Raw genomic sequence first — 15,662 nt, forward strand, 5'->3', positions numbered from 1 at the left:
GCAGCGCGGCGCGAGATCGGCGACGATGCCGCGATGAACACACCGCTTTCCGTGCTGGACCTGGCCCCGGTCGTCGAGGGCAGCAGCACCCGCGAGGCCCTGCTGAACAGCCTCGATCTGGCCCGTCACGCCGATGCACTCGGCTACCAGCGCTACTGGGTGGCCGAACACCACAATATGAGCGGCGTGGCCAGCTCGGCCACGGCCGTGCTGATTGGCCAACTCGCTGCGGTGACACAGCGCATCCGCGTCGGCTCGGGCGGCATCATGCTGCCCAACCATGCTCCGCTCGTCATTGCCGAGCAGTTCGGCACCCTGGCGACGCTCTACCCTGATCGCATCGACCTGGGCCTGGGTCGCGCCCCGGGTACCGACGGGCCGACGATGCGCGCGCTGCGCCGTCATCTGGACGGCGCAGCCGAAGACCGCTTTCCGCAAGACGTGCAGGAACTGCAGGCCTTTCTGGCGCCGGCCCGCGAAGGCCAGCAGGTGCAGGCGGTGCCCGGCCAGGGCACCGAGGTGCCCATCTGGCTGCTCGGCTCCAGCCTGTACAGCGCGCAGCTGGCCGCCTACCTGGGCCTGCCCTTTGCCTTTGCGTCACATTTCGCGCCCGCTCAGCTGATGGCGGCGCTGGCGCTGTACCGCGCCCAGTACCGGCCAAGCAGCCGCCACCCCAAGCCCCATGCGATGGTGGCCCTGAATGTGATCGTGGCCGACAGCGATGAGCAAGCGCAGTACTTGTTCACCTCGCTGCAACAGCGTTTCCTGGGCATGGTGCGCGGCCGGCGCGGGCTGCTGCCGCGGCCGGTGGCGACGATGGACGGCCTGTGGAACCCGGCCGAGCAGTCACAGGTGGCGGCGATGCTGGCCGAGTCCCTTGTCGGCAGCCCGGCCAGCGTCGCTCGCGGGCTCGGCGCCACGCTGGCTCGCACCGCGGCCGATGAGCTGATCGTCGCCTGCGGCGTTCACGATCATCAGGCGCGCAAGCGGTCCTACGCCTTGCTCGCCGCATTGGCTGGTCTGGCAGGCCTGGCGGACACGGGCCAGAAGTGACAAGGCCCTGCCGCAATTGCTTGCGGCAGGGCCTGGCACCAACAGCGAAGGCTGTCCCCACAGCTCGCCTCGTCCACACGCCGCGGGCAGATTTTTCCTGCTGCGGCGCTGCCTGGCGCGGTGGCCGGCGGTGGCTCTCCTCATCCTCATTCAACGGGGTTTGTGACCCGCTGACGCCATTGGACCTGGCTTTGGCATCAGGCTCAATCATCTTGCCCGGGCAGTATGTTTCGCATTGCCGCCGGCAATGGGCAAACGAAAGCTGCGCGGCAAAACGTGAAATATCAGACGCTGGCGAAGAGCTCGACGTTCAGCCTGCGCAGCCAGCAGACCGCTGGATCGTCGTTGAAGCGGCTGTGCCAGTACTGATGCACCAGGATGGACGGCAGGTCCAGCGGGCAGTCGACCACCCTCAGGCCATGAGCGCGGGCCAGGCGCTGAGACACCTGCTCGGTCGCCGTGAACACAAAATCGGTCTGGGCCACCAGATAGGGTGCCACCAGCACCGAATGGACACGGGCGCCGATGGCGGCCTCCCCGGCCGCCGCCAGCACCGCCTGCTCGACGCGCTGGTAGGAATGCATGCTGTCATGCAGCGAGGCCACCACATGGCGTTCGCGGCAGAACTGGGCCAGCGTCATTGACTGGCCCTTGATGCGCGGATGGCCCTCGCGGACCAGGCAGACATAGCGCGAGCCATACAGCGGCTCGGCCAGCACGCGAGGCCCGGGGTCGGTGAACACGCCGAGGCAGAGGTCAACGTCCCCGCTGGCCAGCCTTGCCTCCAGCGAGGCGCCGGTCAGGGGCACGATATCCCAGCGCAGGCCCGGCGCGCGCTGGGCCGCCTCGGCCATCAGCTTGGGCACGAAATGCACGGCACCGACATCGCTGCAGCTGACCCTGAACACCCGGCTGGAGCGCTGCGGCACAAAGCTGGGCTGCTGGCGCAACTCGCGGTCGACCACCTGGATCACCTGGGCCACAGCCGGCGCCAGCCGGTGGGCGAGATGAGTGGGGCGCATGCCGGTTTTGTTGCGCGAGAACAGCTCGTCGTCGTAGTAGCGTCGCAGCGTCGCCAACGACTTGGACAGTGCCGGCTGCGACAGGCCCAGATCTTCCGCCGCCGCCGTCAGGCTGCCCAGGCGGTAGATGGCCTCGAAGGCGCGAAAGTGCAGCAGTTCCGGGGCTCGCTCTGCACCGGCGTTGAGCAAGCTCTGCGTCGGTGTCATCGTGGGCTGCTCCTGCGCGCCTCGTTCGGGGCTCAACCCAGCCAGCGGCGGGCGTTGTCGAACATCCGCGACCAGGGGCTCAACGCGCCCTTGTCACCGCTGGTCCAGCTCATCTGCACATTGCGGAACACGCGCTCCGGATGCGGCATCAGCACGGTGAAGCGGCCGTCGGCGGTGGTCACCGAGGTCAGGCCATCCGGGCTGCCGTTCGGGTTCAGCGGGTAGACCTCGGTCGGGCGGCCGTGGTGGTCCACATAGCGCATCGCCCGTGCCACCGTCGCCGCATTGCCGCGCTGAGAGAAGTCGGCAAAGCCTTCGCCGTGGGCCACGGCAATCGGCAGGCGGCTGCCAGCCATGCCGGTGAAGAACAGGCTGGGCGACTCCAGCACCTCGACCAGGGCCAGCCGCGCCTCGAACTGCTCGCTCTTGTTGCGGGTGAACTTGGGCCAGGCTTCGGCGCCGGGGATGATGGGCGACAGCGCCGCCATCATCTGGCAGCCATTGCAGACGCCCAGCGCGAAGCTGTCGCTGCGCGCGAAAAAGGCCTTGAACTGCTCGGCCAGCACCGGGTTGAACATCACCGAGCGGGCCCAGCCCTCGCCGGCACCCAGGGTGTCGCCGTAGGAGAAACCGCCGCAGGCGATGAAGCCCTTGAACTGGTCCAGCGTCGCACGGCCGGACTGCAGATCGCTCATGTGCACGTCATAGGCGTCGAAGCCTGCCTGGGCCATCGCATAGGACATCTCCACATGCGAGTTGACGCCCTGCTCGCGCAGGATGGCCAGCTTGGGTCGCGCGCCGCTGTTGATGAAGGGCGCGGCCACGCGCTCTGCCGGATCGAAGCTGAGGTGCACATGCAGGCCCGGGTCATCGGCCAGGCCGACTTGAGCGTGCTCCTGATCGGCGCAGGCCGGGTTGTCGCGCAGCTGGGCAATGCGCCAGCTGACCTCGTCCCAGCACTTGTGCAGCGCTTCCAGCGGCGCCTCGAAGACCTTCTTGGTGTCGCGCCAGACCTCGACCACACCGCGATCATTGGGCTTGCCGACCACATGCGAGTGCTTGGACAGGCCATGCTCGCGCAGCAGCTGCAGCACCGCGTCGCGGTCTTCGCTACGCACCTGCAGCAGGGCACCGAGTTCCTCGTTGAACAGGGCCTTGAGCGTCAGCTCGGCGCGGCGCGGGCCGACCTGCTGGGCCCAGTTCTTGGAGTCACCGACATCGGCGCGGCTGTCGCTGACACCATCGCCTTCGGTGATCAGCATGTCGACGTTCAGGCTCAGGCCCAGATGGCCGGCAAAAGCCATTTCGCAGGCCGTCGCCCAGAGGCCGCCGTCGCCACGGTCGTGATAGGCCAGCAGCTGGCCCTTGGCACGCAAGGCGTTGACGGCGCTGACCAGGCTCTTCAGCAGCTGGGCATCGTCCAGATCCGGCACGGCGCCGCCGAACTGGTTCAGCGCCTGGGCCAGGATGGAGCCGCCCATGCGCTGGCGGCCCTGGCCGAGGTCGACCAGGATCAGCGTGCTGTCGCCCGCATCACTGCGCAGCTGCGGCGTCAGCGTGCCACGGACATCGTCGATGCTGGCAAAGGCCGAGATGATCAGCGACACCGGCGCGGTGACCTGGCGGGTTTCGCCGGCCTCGCTCCAGCGCGTGCGCATCGACAGCGAATCCTTGCCAACCGGGATCGACACGCCAAGCGCCGGGCAGAGCTCCATGCCCACCGCGTGCACGGTGTCAAACAAGGCCGCGTCTTCGCCGGCCTCGCCGCAGGCGGCCATCCAATTGGCGCTGAGCTTGACGCGTGACAGCTCGATCGGCGCGGCCAGCAGATTGGTGATCGCCTCGGCGACCGCCATGCGGCCCGAGGCCGGGCCATTGACGGCGGCCAGCGGCGTGCGCTCGCCCATGCTCATGGCCTCGCCGGCAAAGCCCTTGAAATCGGCCAGCGTGACCGCGCAATCGGCCACCGGCACCTGCCAGGGGCCAACGTTCTGATCGCGGTGGTTCAGGCCGCCGACGGTACGGTCGCCGATCGAGATCAGGAAGCGCTTGGAGGCCACCGTCGGGTGGCGCAGCACATCGAAGGCCACCGTGGCCAGGTCAACGCCGTCCAGCACCAGCGTGCCGGCATCGCGCTGCACGCGCTGCACATCGCGGTGCACCTTGGGCGGCTTGCCCAGCAGCGTGTCCATCGGCATGTCGATGGCGCGCTCGCCGCCGGGGCCCTCTTCCAGGATCAGCTCGCGCTCGGCGGTCGTCACGCCCACCACCGCAAACGGGCAGCGCTCGCGCTCGCACATGGCCTGGAACAGTTCCAGACTCTCCGGCGCGATGGCCAGCACATAGCGCTCCTGGCTCTCGTTGCACCAGATTTCCTTGGGCGCCAGGCCCGACTCTTCCAGCGGCACCTTGCGCAGATCGAAGCGCGCGCCACGGCCGGCGTCATTCACCAATTCGGGGAAGGCGTTCGAGATGCCGCCGGCGCCAACGTCGTGGATGGCCAGCACCGGGTTCTTCTCGGCCAGGCCCCAGCAATGGTTGATGACTTCCTGGGCACGGCGTTCGATCTCGGGATTGCCGCGCTGCACCGAATCAAAGTCCAGATCAGCGGTGTTGGTGCCGGCTGCCATCGAGCTGGCCGCGCCGCCACCCATGCCGATGCGCATGCCCGGGCCGCCCAGCTGCACCAGCAGCGTGCCAGCGGGGAACTCGATCTTCTTGGTCAGATCCGAGCGGATCGCGCCGATGCCGCCGGCAATCATGATGGGCTTGTGATAGCCGCGTACGACGCCGTCCACCTCTTGCTCGTAGACGCGGAAATAACCGCCCAGATTCGGGCGTCCGAATTCGTTGTTGAAGGCGGCGCCGCCGATGGGCCCGTCGATCATGATCTGCAGCGGGCTGGCGATGTGCTCGGGCTTGCCGACATTGGCACGCTCCCAGGGCTCGGCCAGGCCGGGCAGGCGCAGATTGGAGACCGAGAAGCCGGCCAGGCCGGCCTTGGGCTTGGCGCCGCGGCCGGTCGCGCCTTCGTCGCGGATCTCGCCGCCTGCACCGGTGGAGGCGCCGGGGAAAGGCGAGATCGCCGTCGGGTGGTTGTGCGTCTCGACCTTCATCAGCACATGGGCCGTCTCGCTGCGCGCCTGGTAGCGCGGCGACTGGCCGCTGGCCGACAGCGGGCCTTCGGGCATCCAGCGTTCGATCTGGTGGCCCTGCATCACCGCGGCGTTGTCCGAGTAGGCGATCACCGTGTGCTGCGGGTTCAACTTCTCGGTATTGCGGATCATGCCGAACAGCGACAGGTCTTGCGCCACGCCGTCGACGGTGAACTTGGCATTGAAGATCTTGTGCCGGCAGTGCTCGCTATTGGCCTGCGCAAACATCATCAGCTCAACATCGCTGGGATTGCGCTTCAGCCCTTCGAAGGCATTGACCAGATAGTCGATCTCGTCATCGGACAGCGCCAGGCCAAAACGCTTGTTGGCCTCTTCCAGCGCCGGCCGGCCCTGGCCCAGCACATCGACATGCTCCAGCGCCTGCGCCGTCTTTTCGTCGAACAGATGGGCCGCGGCTTCGCGCGAGAGCAGCACGCTCTCGGTCATGCGGTCATGCAGCAGCGCAGCGCAGGCCAGCAGCTCGGCCTCGCTGAGCGTCTTCTCGCCGCCCAGCAGGCCCGGCTTCAGGCTGATGCGGTACTCGGTGACCCGCTCGACGCGGTGGATGTTCAGCCCGCAGTTGTGCGCGATATCGGTGGCCTTGGACGCCCAGGGGCTGACCGTGCCCAGCCGCGGTGCCACCACCAGCAGCTGCCCCTGGCTGCCGCCCTCATAGGCATCGCCATAGTTCAGCAAGGCGGCCAGCTTGGACTGCTCCTCGGCGCCCAGCGCCTGATCACACCAGACCCAATGCACATGGCGTGCATGCAGTGCCGTGATGCGGGCATTGACCGCCTGCAGCTTGGGCAGCAGCGCCTGGGCACGGAATGCGGAAAGAGCGTTGCCGCCCTCGAAGTGGGTCAGATGCTTGGAGGAGGATGCCATGGAGTCCCGGGAGTGCGCCTTGGACGCTTGAAGTTGCGGCAACAGACCGGCAAGGTCTGGCCCTAGAAGCCCGGGATTTTAGCTAGGGTCTGTACCGATACGAACACCGGCATAAACTTTCACCGCCTGGTGAAATCCAGCTTGCAGGACGCCAGCGCTGCTGGCGGCACAAAGCGGTCAGATGGAAGCAGACCACAGAGGCACAGAGCCACAGAGAAATCCAAAGTGCTTTGTCTCTGTGGTCCCTCTGTGACTCCGTGTCTCTGTGGCGTGTTCCTGTGCATCGGTTTTGCGCCGTTCAGCGCAGTTCAGCGCCCGGCCTTCATCTGCCCGACGATGTGCTCGGCGCGATCGATCAAGGCGGCGGTGTCGATGGTGGTCAGCTCGCGGCCCTTGAGCACCTGGCGGCCGTTGACCCAGACGTCGGACACATGCTCGCGGCCGGCCACATAGACCAGCTGCGCGTCGGCGTGATAGACCGGGCGGCATTCCAGCGCATCCAGCGACACGGCGACCACATCGGCCAGCTTGCCGACTTCGAGCGAACCCAGATCGGCCTCGCGGCCCATGGCCTTGGCGGCGCGGATGGTGGCCATTTCCAGCGCGGTACGTGCCGAGACGGTCAAGGGGTCCAGCGTGCTGCCCTTGGCCAGCAAGGCCGCGGCGCGCACCTCGGCGAACATGTCTTGGCGGTTGTTCGAGGCGGCGCCGTCGGTGCCCAGCACGGTGTTCACGCCCGCAGCTTCCAGCGCCTTCAGCGGCATGATGCCGGAGGCCAGCTTCAGGTTCGAACTGGGGTTGTGCACCAGGTGGACCTTCTGTGCCGCCAGCAGGGCGATTTCCGCCTCGGTCAAGTGGACCATGTGCACGGCCATCATCCGCTCGTTCAAGAGGCCCAGCTTGTTGAGCCGCTCCAGCGGCCGCATGCCGAACTGTTTCAGGCTGCCATCGACCTCGTCCTGGGTCTCGTGGATATGGCAGTGCATCTGGATGTCCAGGCGCTCGGCCAGTTCGCGCAGCTTGACGAAGGTTTCGTCCGACACCGTGTAGGGCGCGTGCGGTGCGCTGGTCCAGTCCAGCAAGGCCTCGCCCTTGTACTGTTCATAGGCCTGCAGGCCCTTGGCGATGTAGTCGTCCGGGCCGCTGGCATAGCCGGTCGGGAAGTCGATCACATTGATGGACACGCCAGCACGGATGCCGGCATCGACCGCGGCGCGCGCCATGGCGGTCGGGAAGAAGTACATATCGTTCAGATAGGTCACGCCGCCACGCAGCGCCTCGGCGGCGGACAGCAGCGAGCCTTGATAGGTCCATTCTTCGCTGACCCACTTTTTCTCCAGCGGCCAGATGTGGTTGTTCAGCCAGTCCATCAGCGCCAGATCGTCGGCCACGCCGCGCAGCAGCGACATCGCCGAGTGCGTGTGCGCATTGATCAGGCCCGGGATCAGCACATGGCTGCCCAGCTCGACCCGCGCGGCCGCCGGGTATTGCGCCTCGGCCTCGGCCCAGGGCAGGATGGCGGCGATGCGCTCGCCGGCCATCACCAGCGCATGCTGCTCGAGCACGGCGCAGCCGGGGGTCATGGGCAGGACCCAGCGGGCCTTCAGAATGGTGTGGGAAGCGGTGGTCATGGGAGGCTCCTGGTAGCGCGGCAATGATCGCGTGATGGCGGACCGGCAGTATCGCGAACTACACGCCGGCCTTTCAATGGAAAAACGTCAGCCGGCAAAGACGCTGGCGAACTCGGCCCGCACCCGTGCCGCATCGACACGCACGCAGACCTGCTGGCTTGGGCAATGGCTCCAGGGCGAGCCGCTGCCGGCCAGGCCTTGAAAGTCCTGGATGGTCTGGCCGCGCGCGATGCCCTCGGTAACCACGCGCACCGGCCCGGCGCGCAGGCCAAAGGCCTCCGGCGCTGTCAGGAAGATGGCCGCGCTGGCGTCATGCGAGTAGATGCCGCGAATGCCATCGCGGCCGTCGTAAAAGGATTCGTAATGCCGGGTGATGGCCCAGAGAAAATCGCCGGCGCCCTGCCCTTTGCCGCGCAAGGCGGCCAGGTCGTCCTGGCTCATCACCACCTGCTGGGTCACGTCCAGGCCGACCAGCACCACCGGCCAGGCCGCGGTAAAGACCAGATCGGCGGCCTCGGGGTCATTGATGATATTGGCCTCGGCCACCGGGCCGACATTGCCGAAATGGCCGTGCGAGCCAAAAGCGCCGCCCATCACCACCGCCTGGCGCACCTTGGCCGCTATGCTGGGATCGTGGCGCAAGGCCAGCGCCAGATTGGTCAGCGGGCCCACCGCCACCAGCGTGATCTCGCCGGGTGCTGCGTTGACCATCTCGCAGATCAGCTCATGGGCAGCACGGCCATCGGCCTGCCGTGTTGGCGCTGGCACCAGCGCGGACTGTCCGCCCAGCCCATCGTCGCCATGCACATGGGTCGGGTACCAGGCCTCGCTGCGTGGCCGCAGTGGCGCCGCGGCGCCCGCGGCCACCGGCACCTCGAGCCCGTAGAGCGCGCACAGCGACAAGGCATTGCGCGTCGTCACCGCCACCTCGGCATTGCCGAACACGGTGGTGATGGCGCGCAGATCGATGGCCGGATGGCGGGCCAGGAAGAACAAGGCCATGGCATCGTCAATACCGGGATCGGTATCGAAGATCACCGGCAGAGGCTTGGGCGTACTGCTCATTGTTGCCCTCGCCTCAGGCCTGAGCCTGGAATTCGGCGGCCAGCTCGGCGCGACGCGGCATGGCCGTCTGCACACCGATGCGGCTGACCGCCACGGCCGCCGCCGCCTGCCCCAGGCGCAGCGCCTGCTCAGGCGGCATGCCTTCGGCCAGACCGGTCGCCAGCCCGCCCACAAAGGTGTCGCCAGCGCCCACGGTGTCTAGCGCCGTCACCCGCGCGGCGGGCAAACGGCTGATGCCGCCCGCCGCACACAGCAGCAGGCCTTCGCCGCCCAAGGTGATCACCACCTGCGCAAAGCCCTGGGCCCGCAGCGCCTCGGCCGCCGCCTCCAGCTGCGCCGCAGTGTCGACCGGCAGGCCCGACAGCAGCCCTGCCTCGCCCTCGTTGACCACCAACCAATCGGCCTGGCCGCGCAACTCAGGCGTCAGCGCCAGCGCCGGGGCGGCGTTCAGAATCGTCGTCGCACCGGCCTCGCGGGCCAGCGCAAAGGCGCGCGCGATGGCGGGCTGCGGCACCTCCAGCTGCGCCACCACCACGCGGGCGCCGCGCAGCGTCGCCGCGGCGGCATCGATATCGGCCGCGCTCAGCTGCGCATTGCTGCCCGGCACATAGACGATGGAGTTCTCGCCACCGTCGCTGGCGACCATGATCACCGCAATACCCGGCAGCGCCGCCGCATCGCGGGCCGTGGCCTCGGTGGCAATGCCTTCGCGCTCCAGATTGGCCAGCAGCTCGGCGCCATAGGCCTGGGTGCCAACGCGGGAGACAAAACTCACCTGGGCGCCCAGCCGCGCTGCCGCCACCGCCTGGTTGGCGCCCTTGCCGCCCGGCGCCATCGCGAAGCTCTCGCCGACCAGGGTCTCGCCCGGCGCCGGCAGGCGCGGCGAGCGCGAGACCATGTCCATATTGATGCTGCCGACCACGACAACCCGGCCGTGCTGCAGGGAACTGCTTGCTGCTGTCATCGTCCGCCCACCTGTGCCTGCACCGGCTTCTCCAGCGCTTGATTGGGCTCCGCCAGTTGGGGCTTGGCGCTGCTCTGCCGCACGACCAGTCGCGGCGACAGCAGCACGTCCTTCAAGGGCGCGCCCGGGTTCTCGATGCGCTCGATCAGCACCCGGCCCGCTTCGCGGCCCAGCTCCTTGATCGAACAGCCGACCGTCGTCAGCGCCGGATGGACAAAGCCAGAGAGCTCGATATCGTCGAAGCCGACGATGGAAAAGTCTTCCGGCACCCGCCGGCCGGCCTCGGCCACCGCACGCAAGGCGCCTATGGCCATCAAATCATTGCTGGCGAACACCGCCGTGACCTCCGGGTGATGGCGCAGCAGCGCCCGCGCCGCTTCGTAGCCACCGGCACTGGAGAAGTCGCTCTCGATCAACCAGTCTTCATTGGGCTGCAGGCCGGCATCGCGCTGCGCGGCGCGCCAGCCATCGGCCCGCTCAATCGTCACCTCGAATTCGCTCGGCCCGCTGATGCAGGCAATCTTGCGATGGCCCAGCTCGATCAGATGCTTGACCGCCGCATGGGCACCCGCCTGGTTGTGCACGGCCACCCGGTCGGCCCGCGCGCCGGGCACGAGACGGTCCACCGTCACCGCCGGTACGCTGGCCAGCTTGAAGATACGCGCCAACGCTTCGGAGTCACCGGCCGAGGACAGCAGCAAGCCATCGATGCGCTTTTCCAGCAGCGTGCGCATGTACTGTTGCTGGCGCTTGGGGTCGTTGTCCGAGTTGCACAGAAAGACCGAATAGCCGGCCAGCCGGCATGCCTCCTCGACACCGCAAACCAGCTCGGCAAAAAACGGGTTCTGCACATTCGGCACCAGCACGCCAACGATCTTGGTTTCGCTCTTCCTCAGCGAACGCGCCACCGCGCTGGGCAGATAGCCGATCTCCTCAACCGCCGCCAGCACCCGCCGCCGCGCATCGGCGCTGACCGGCCGCGTGTCGTTCAAGACATGCGACACCGTCGTGAAGGAAACGCCCGCCAGGGCGGCAACATCTTTGATCGTGCTCACGGTATTGAACTGGCTATGCCCCGCGCCGCGGGACAGCTGGCGTCGCTGTGGGTCAGAGATTAAGGGCCCTACCGCAATGCCTTGATCGGCAACTCTTAGGGCCTATGGGAACCAGGGCTTGCATACAAGCATTGGCAAACGTTTGCCAACCTGCGAAGCATAGCGGATTTTCAGCGCAGCGCGAGCTGGCTTCAACTATGCCAGCCAGGCTGCGTGTCGCTACGCATGGCTCGTTTGGTGAAGCCTGACGTTTAAAGCCGCGCGCTGAATCTGGCCGCGATGCAGCAATGGCCCGCCCTTCGCTGCGAACTCCCCTGCTCGGCGAAGGACAAGAAAAAACCCCGCGCAGCCGAAGCTGCCGGGGCTTTGAGTCTTGGGGCCCGACTGCAAGCCACTGAAGGCTTGCAGCCAGACCGGCCGATCAGCGCTCGCCGATGGGCTTGACGTTGCGCGAGCTGGCGCCGACGAAGAGCTGGCGGGGGCGGCCGATCTTGTACTCGGGGTCGCCGATCATTTCGTTCAGCTGGGCGATCCAGCCGACGGTGCGGGCCAGCGCGAAGATGGCGGTGAACAGCGGCACGGGGATACCGATGGCGCGCTGCACGATGCCGGAGTAGAAGTCCACGTTCGGGTAGAGCTTGCGGGCGACGAAGTATTCGTCTTCCAGCGCGATCTTTTCCAGCTTCATGGCCAACTCGAACAGCGGGTCGTCCTGCAGGCCCAGCTCGCCGAGCACCTCGTAGCAGGTCTCGCGCATCAGCTTGGCACGCGGGTCGTAGTTCTTGTAGACGCGGTGGCCGAAGCCCATCAGCTTGACGCCGCTGTTCTTGTCCTTGACCTGCTTGATGAACTCGCCGATCTTGGCCACACCACCCTGCTTCTGGATATCGCCCAGCATGTTCAGGCAGGCCTCGTTGGCGCCGCCGTGCGCCGGGCCCCACAGGCAGGCCACGCCAGCGGCGATGGCCGCGAACGGGTTGGTGCCGGACGAGCCGCACAGGCGTACGGTCGAGGTCGAGGCGTTCTGCTCGTGGTCGGCGTGCAGCGTGAAGATGCGGTCCATGGCGCGCACCAGCACGTCATTGGGCTTGTACTCCTCGCAGGGCGTGGCGAACATCATGCGCATGAAGTTGCCGGCGTAGCTGAGGTCGTTCTTCGGGTAGATGTAGGGCTGGCCGATGGTGTACTTGTAGGCCATGGCCACCAGCGTCGGCATCTTGGCGATCAGGCGGATCGCCGCGATCTCACGATGCTCGGGGTTATTGATGTCGGTGCTGTCGTGATAGAAGGCCGACATCGCGCCGACCAAGCCGGTCATCACTGCCATCGGGTGCGCATCGCGACGGAAACCGCGCAGGAAGAACTGCATCTGCTCGTTGACCATCGTGTGGTGCATCACACGGTTCTCGAAGTCAGCCTTCTGCGCCGGGTTGGGCAGCTCTCCGTAGAGCAGCAGATAGCAGGTCTCGAGGTAGTCGCAGTTGACCGCCAGCTGTTCGATCGGGTAGCCGCGATACAGCAACTCGCCCTTGTCGCCATCGATATAGGTGATGGTCGAGTTGCAGGAGGCGGTGGACAGGAAGCCGGGGTCGTAGGTGAACTTGCCCGTCTGCGCGTAGAGCTTGCGGATGTCGATCACATCCGGGCCTACCGTGCCCTTGTAGATGGGCAGGTCCATTTGCGGGCTGCCGTCGGAGAACGACAGGGTGGCTTTGACGTCAGACGGTGTCATGGGCATTCCTTATGACTTCTTGGGGATTCTTTAACGGGTCCTGAGCAGGCCCAGCACTTCCAGCACATCGGGCCGCTGCAAGTCGCCCTCGGGCTCTTTGCGCGCCATCAACAGGTCCATCAGGTCGTTGTCGGCCAGTTCCATCAGCACACGCAGCCCCTCGGCCTGGCGCTCGGTCAGGGTGGCTTCGTAACGCTGGAAAAAGCGCTCGATGAAAAGATCATTCTCAAGCAAACCACGGCGGCAGCGCCACTTCAGTTTGGAGAGTGCTCTCTCATCTATCAGGGCATCGGTCGCGGTGGTCATGACTTGAGAACTTTCGGCAGGGCCAATAACGGGATTGGTCATCGGCCCTGCGTCAGGGGTCGCTGTGCGGCGATCAGACCGCGCGACGAACCATCAATTCCTTGATCTTGCCGATGGCCTTGGTCGGGTTCAGACCCTTGGGGCAAACATCGACGCAGTTCATGATGGTGTGGCAGCGGAACAGACGGTAGGGATCCTCGAGGTTATCGAGGCGCTCGGCGGTCGCTTCGTCGCGGCTGTCGGCGATGAAGCGATAGGCCTGCAGCAGGCCGGCCGGGCCGACGAATTTGTCGGGGTTCCACCAGAAGCTGGGGCAGCTCGTCGAACAGCTGGCGCACAGGATGCACTCGTACAGGCCGTCGAGCTCTTCGCGCTCTTCGGGCGACTGACGACGCTCCTTCTCGGGCGGAATCGTGTCGTTGACCAGGAAGGGCTTGATCGAGTGGTACTGCTTGAAGAACTGCGTCATGTCGACGATCAGATCCCGCACCACCGGCAGGCCAGGCAGCGGCTTGAGCACGATGGTGCCCGGCAGCGAACGCATATTGGTCAAGCAGGCCAGGCCGTTCTTGCCGTTGATGTTCATCGCGTCGGAGCCGCAGACGCCTTCGCGGCAGGAGCGGCGGAAGGACAGCGTCGGGTCGACCGCCTTGAGCTTGATCAAGGCGTCCAGCAGCATGCGCTCGTGGCCATCGAGTTCGATCTCGATGGTCTGCATATAGGGCTTGGCGTCCTTGTCCGGGTCGTAGCGGTAGATCTGGAACGTGCGCTTTTGGGTCGTCATGATGGGGCTGTCCTTTAGAAGGTGCGGACCTTGGGCGGCACCGATTCCACCGTCAGCGGTTGCAGGTTCACGGGCTTGTAGTCCAGGCGGTTGCCTTCGGAGTACCACAGCGTGTGCTTCATCCAGTTCTCGTCGTCACGGTTCGGGAAGTCGTTGTGGGCGTGAGCACCACGCGACTCCGGACGGGCGGCGGCCGAGATCATCGTGGCCTTGGCGGCCTCGATCAGGTTGTCGACTTCCAGCGCTTCCACGCGGGCGGTGTTGAAGACCTTGGACTTGTCCTTCAGACCGATGGCCTTGACGCGCTCGGCCACTTCCTTGATCTTGACCACGCCTTCGTCCATGCTGGCCTGGGTGCGGAACACACCGGCGTGCTTTTGCATCGTCGAGCGGATGTCGTTGGCGACGTCTTGCGCGTATTCGCCGTTGGTGGCCGATTCCAGGCGCGCCAGGCGAGCCAGGGTCTGGTCAGCGGCGTCCTTGGGCAGCGGCTTGTGGTTCTTGTTCTTCAGTGCGAAGTCGACAATGTGATTGCCGGCGGCACGGCCGAACACCACCAGATCCAGCAGCGAGTTGGTGCCCAGGCGGTTGGCGCCGTGCACGCTGACGCAGGAGCACTCGCCGACGGCGTACAGGCCGTTGATGATGTCGTTGTGCTTGCCATTCTTCGGGATCACGACCTGGCCGTGCACATTGGTCGGAATGCCACCCATCTGGTAGTGGATGGTCGGCACCACCGGGATCGGCTCCTTGGTGATGTCGACGTTGGCGAAGTTGTGGCCAATCTCCAGCACCGAGGGCAGGCGCTTGGCAATCGTCTCGGCGCCCAGGTGGGTCATGTCCAGCAGCACATAGTCCTTGTTGGGACCGCAGCCGCGACCTTCCTTGATTTCCTGGTCCATCGAGCGCGACACGAAGTCACGCGGGGCCAGATCCTTCAGCGTCGGCGCATAGCGCTCCATGAAGCGCTCGCCATTGGCATTGCGCAGGATGGCGCCTTCGCCGCGGCAGCCTTCGGTCAGCAGCACGCCGGCACCGGCCACGCCGGTCGGGTGGAACTGCCAGAACTCCATGTCTTCCAGCGGGATGTCGGCGCGGGCCGCCATGCCCAGGCCGTCGCCGGTGTTGATGAAGGCATTGGTCGAGGCGGCGAAGATGCGCCCTGCCCCGCCGGTGGCCATCAGCACCGTCTTGGCCTCAAGAATGTGGACTTCACCGGTTTCCATTTCCAGCGCGGTCACGCCGACGACATCGCCTTCGGCGTCGCGGATGATGTCCAGCGCCATCCACTCGACGAAGAACTGGGTCTTGGCCTTGACGTTTTGCTGGTACAGCGTGTGCAGCAGCGCGTGGCCGGTACGGTCGGCCGCAGCGCAGGCGCGCTGCACCGGCTTTTCGCCGTAGTTGGCGGTGTGGCCGCCGAAGGGGCGCTGGTAGATGGTGCCGTCCGGATTGCGGTCGAAAGGCATGCCGAAGTGCTCAAGCTCGTAAACGACCTTGGGTGCTTCGCGGCACATGAATTCGATCGCGTCCTGGTCACCCAGCCAATCCGAACCCTTGACGGTGTCGAAGAAGTGATAGTGCCAGTTGTCTTCCGACATATTGCCCAGCGAGGCGCCGATGCCGCCTTGGGCCGCGACGGTGTGCGAGCGGGTCGGGAAGACCTTGGACAGCACGGCCACGTTCAGGCCGGCCAGCGAGAGTTGCAGCGAGGCGCGCATGCCGGAACCACCGGCACCGACGATCACCACGTCAAATTTGCGTCGGGCCAGCGAGTTTCCCAGCGAGGTTGCGATTTGCATT

General features: G+C 66.2%; 11 protein-coding genes. 1 reads left to right on the forward strand and 10 read right to left on the reverse strand.

Going from position 1 to position 15,662, the window contains the following annotated elements:
• Positions 1–33 precede the first annotated feature (33 nt).
• The gene (locus RQP53_RS06160; RefSeq protein ID WP_315649880.1) at positions 34–1,053 is read left to right on the forward strand and encodes an LLM class flavin-dependent oxidoreductase; all 1,020 of its coding nucleotides are present in this window, start codon (positions 34–36) and stop codon (positions 1,051–1,053) included.
• 284 nt (positions 1,054–1,337) lie between these two features.
• Here RQP53_RS06160 and RQP53_RS06165 read toward each other — a convergent pair whose 3' ends face one another.
• The 10 genes from RQP53_RS06165 to sdhA form a co-directional block, all read right to left on the reverse strand.
• Positions 1,338–2,282, reverse strand: a complete 945-nt coding sequence (locus RQP53_RS06165; RefSeq protein WP_315649353.1) for a LysR family transcriptional regulator — start codon at positions 2,280–2,282, stop codon at positions 1,338–1,340.
• Between the two features lie 32 nt (positions 2,283–2,314).
• The gene (gene purL / locus RQP53_RS06170) at positions 2,315–6,322 is read right to left on the reverse strand and encodes a phosphoribosylformylglycinamidine synthase (RefSeq protein WP_315649354.1); all 4,008 of its coding nucleotides are present in this window, start codon (positions 6,320–6,322) and stop codon (positions 2,315–2,317) included.
• A 308-nt stretch (positions 6,323–6,630) separates the two neighbouring features.
• Positions 6,631–7,953 (reverse strand): TRZ/ATZ family hydrolase, encoded by a 1,323-nt coding sequence (locus RQP53_RS06175; protein ID WP_315649355.1) that lies wholly within the window; start codon positions 7,951–7,953, stop codon positions 6,631–6,633.
• Between the two features lie 87 nt (positions 7,954–8,040).
• A complete protein-coding gene (locus RQP53_RS06180) occupies positions 8,041–9,018 on the reverse strand; it encodes a nucleoside hydrolase (protein ID WP_315649356.1) in 978 nt (325 codons plus the stop codon).
• A gap of 13 nt (positions 9,019–9,031) precedes the next feature.
• Entirely contained in the window at positions 9,032–9,982 is a 951-nt protein-coding gene (gene rbsK, locus RQP53_RS06185) for a ribokinase (RefSeq protein WP_315649357.1), read from the reverse strand.
• Positions 9,979–11,037, reverse strand: coding sequence for a LacI family DNA-binding transcriptional regulator (locus tag RQP53_RS06190; protein WP_315649358.1), 1,059 nt, complete (start codon positions 11,035–11,037; stop codon positions 9,979–9,981). Before RQP53_RS06190 ends, rbsK begins: the two co-directional genes overlap by 4 nt.
• Positions 11,038–11,458: 421 nt before the next feature.
• Positions 11,459–12,769, reverse strand: a complete 1,311-nt coding sequence (gene gltA / locus RQP53_RS06195; protein WP_315649359.1) for a citrate synthase — start codon at positions 12,767–12,769, stop codon at positions 11,459–11,461.
• A 30-nt stretch (positions 12,770–12,799) separates the two neighbouring features.
• Positions 12,800–13,117, reverse strand: a complete 318-nt coding sequence (locus RQP53_RS06200) for an FAD assembly factor SdhE (RefSeq protein WP_434064060.1) — start codon at positions 13,115–13,117, stop codon at positions 12,800–12,802.
• Between the two features lie 31 nt (positions 13,118–13,148).
• Positions 13,149–13,859: a succinate dehydrogenase iron-sulfur subunit gene (locus RQP53_RS06205; RefSeq protein WP_315649360.1), complete on the reverse strand. Its 711-nt coding sequence runs from the start codon at positions 13,857–13,859 to the stop codon at positions 13,149–13,151.
• A gap of 14 nt (positions 13,860–13,873) precedes the next feature.
• Entirely contained in the window at positions 13,874–15,661 is a 1,788-nt protein-coding gene (sdhA, locus tag RQP53_RS06210) for a succinate dehydrogenase flavoprotein subunit (RefSeq protein WP_315649361.1), read from the reverse strand.
• Between the last annotated feature and the right edge of the window lies 1 nt (position 15,662).

Source organism: Roseateles aquae, assembly GCF_032337115.1.
GTDB lineage: Bacteria > Pseudomonadota > Gammaproteobacteria > Burkholderiales > Burkholderiaceae_C > Roseateles_C > Roseateles_C aquae.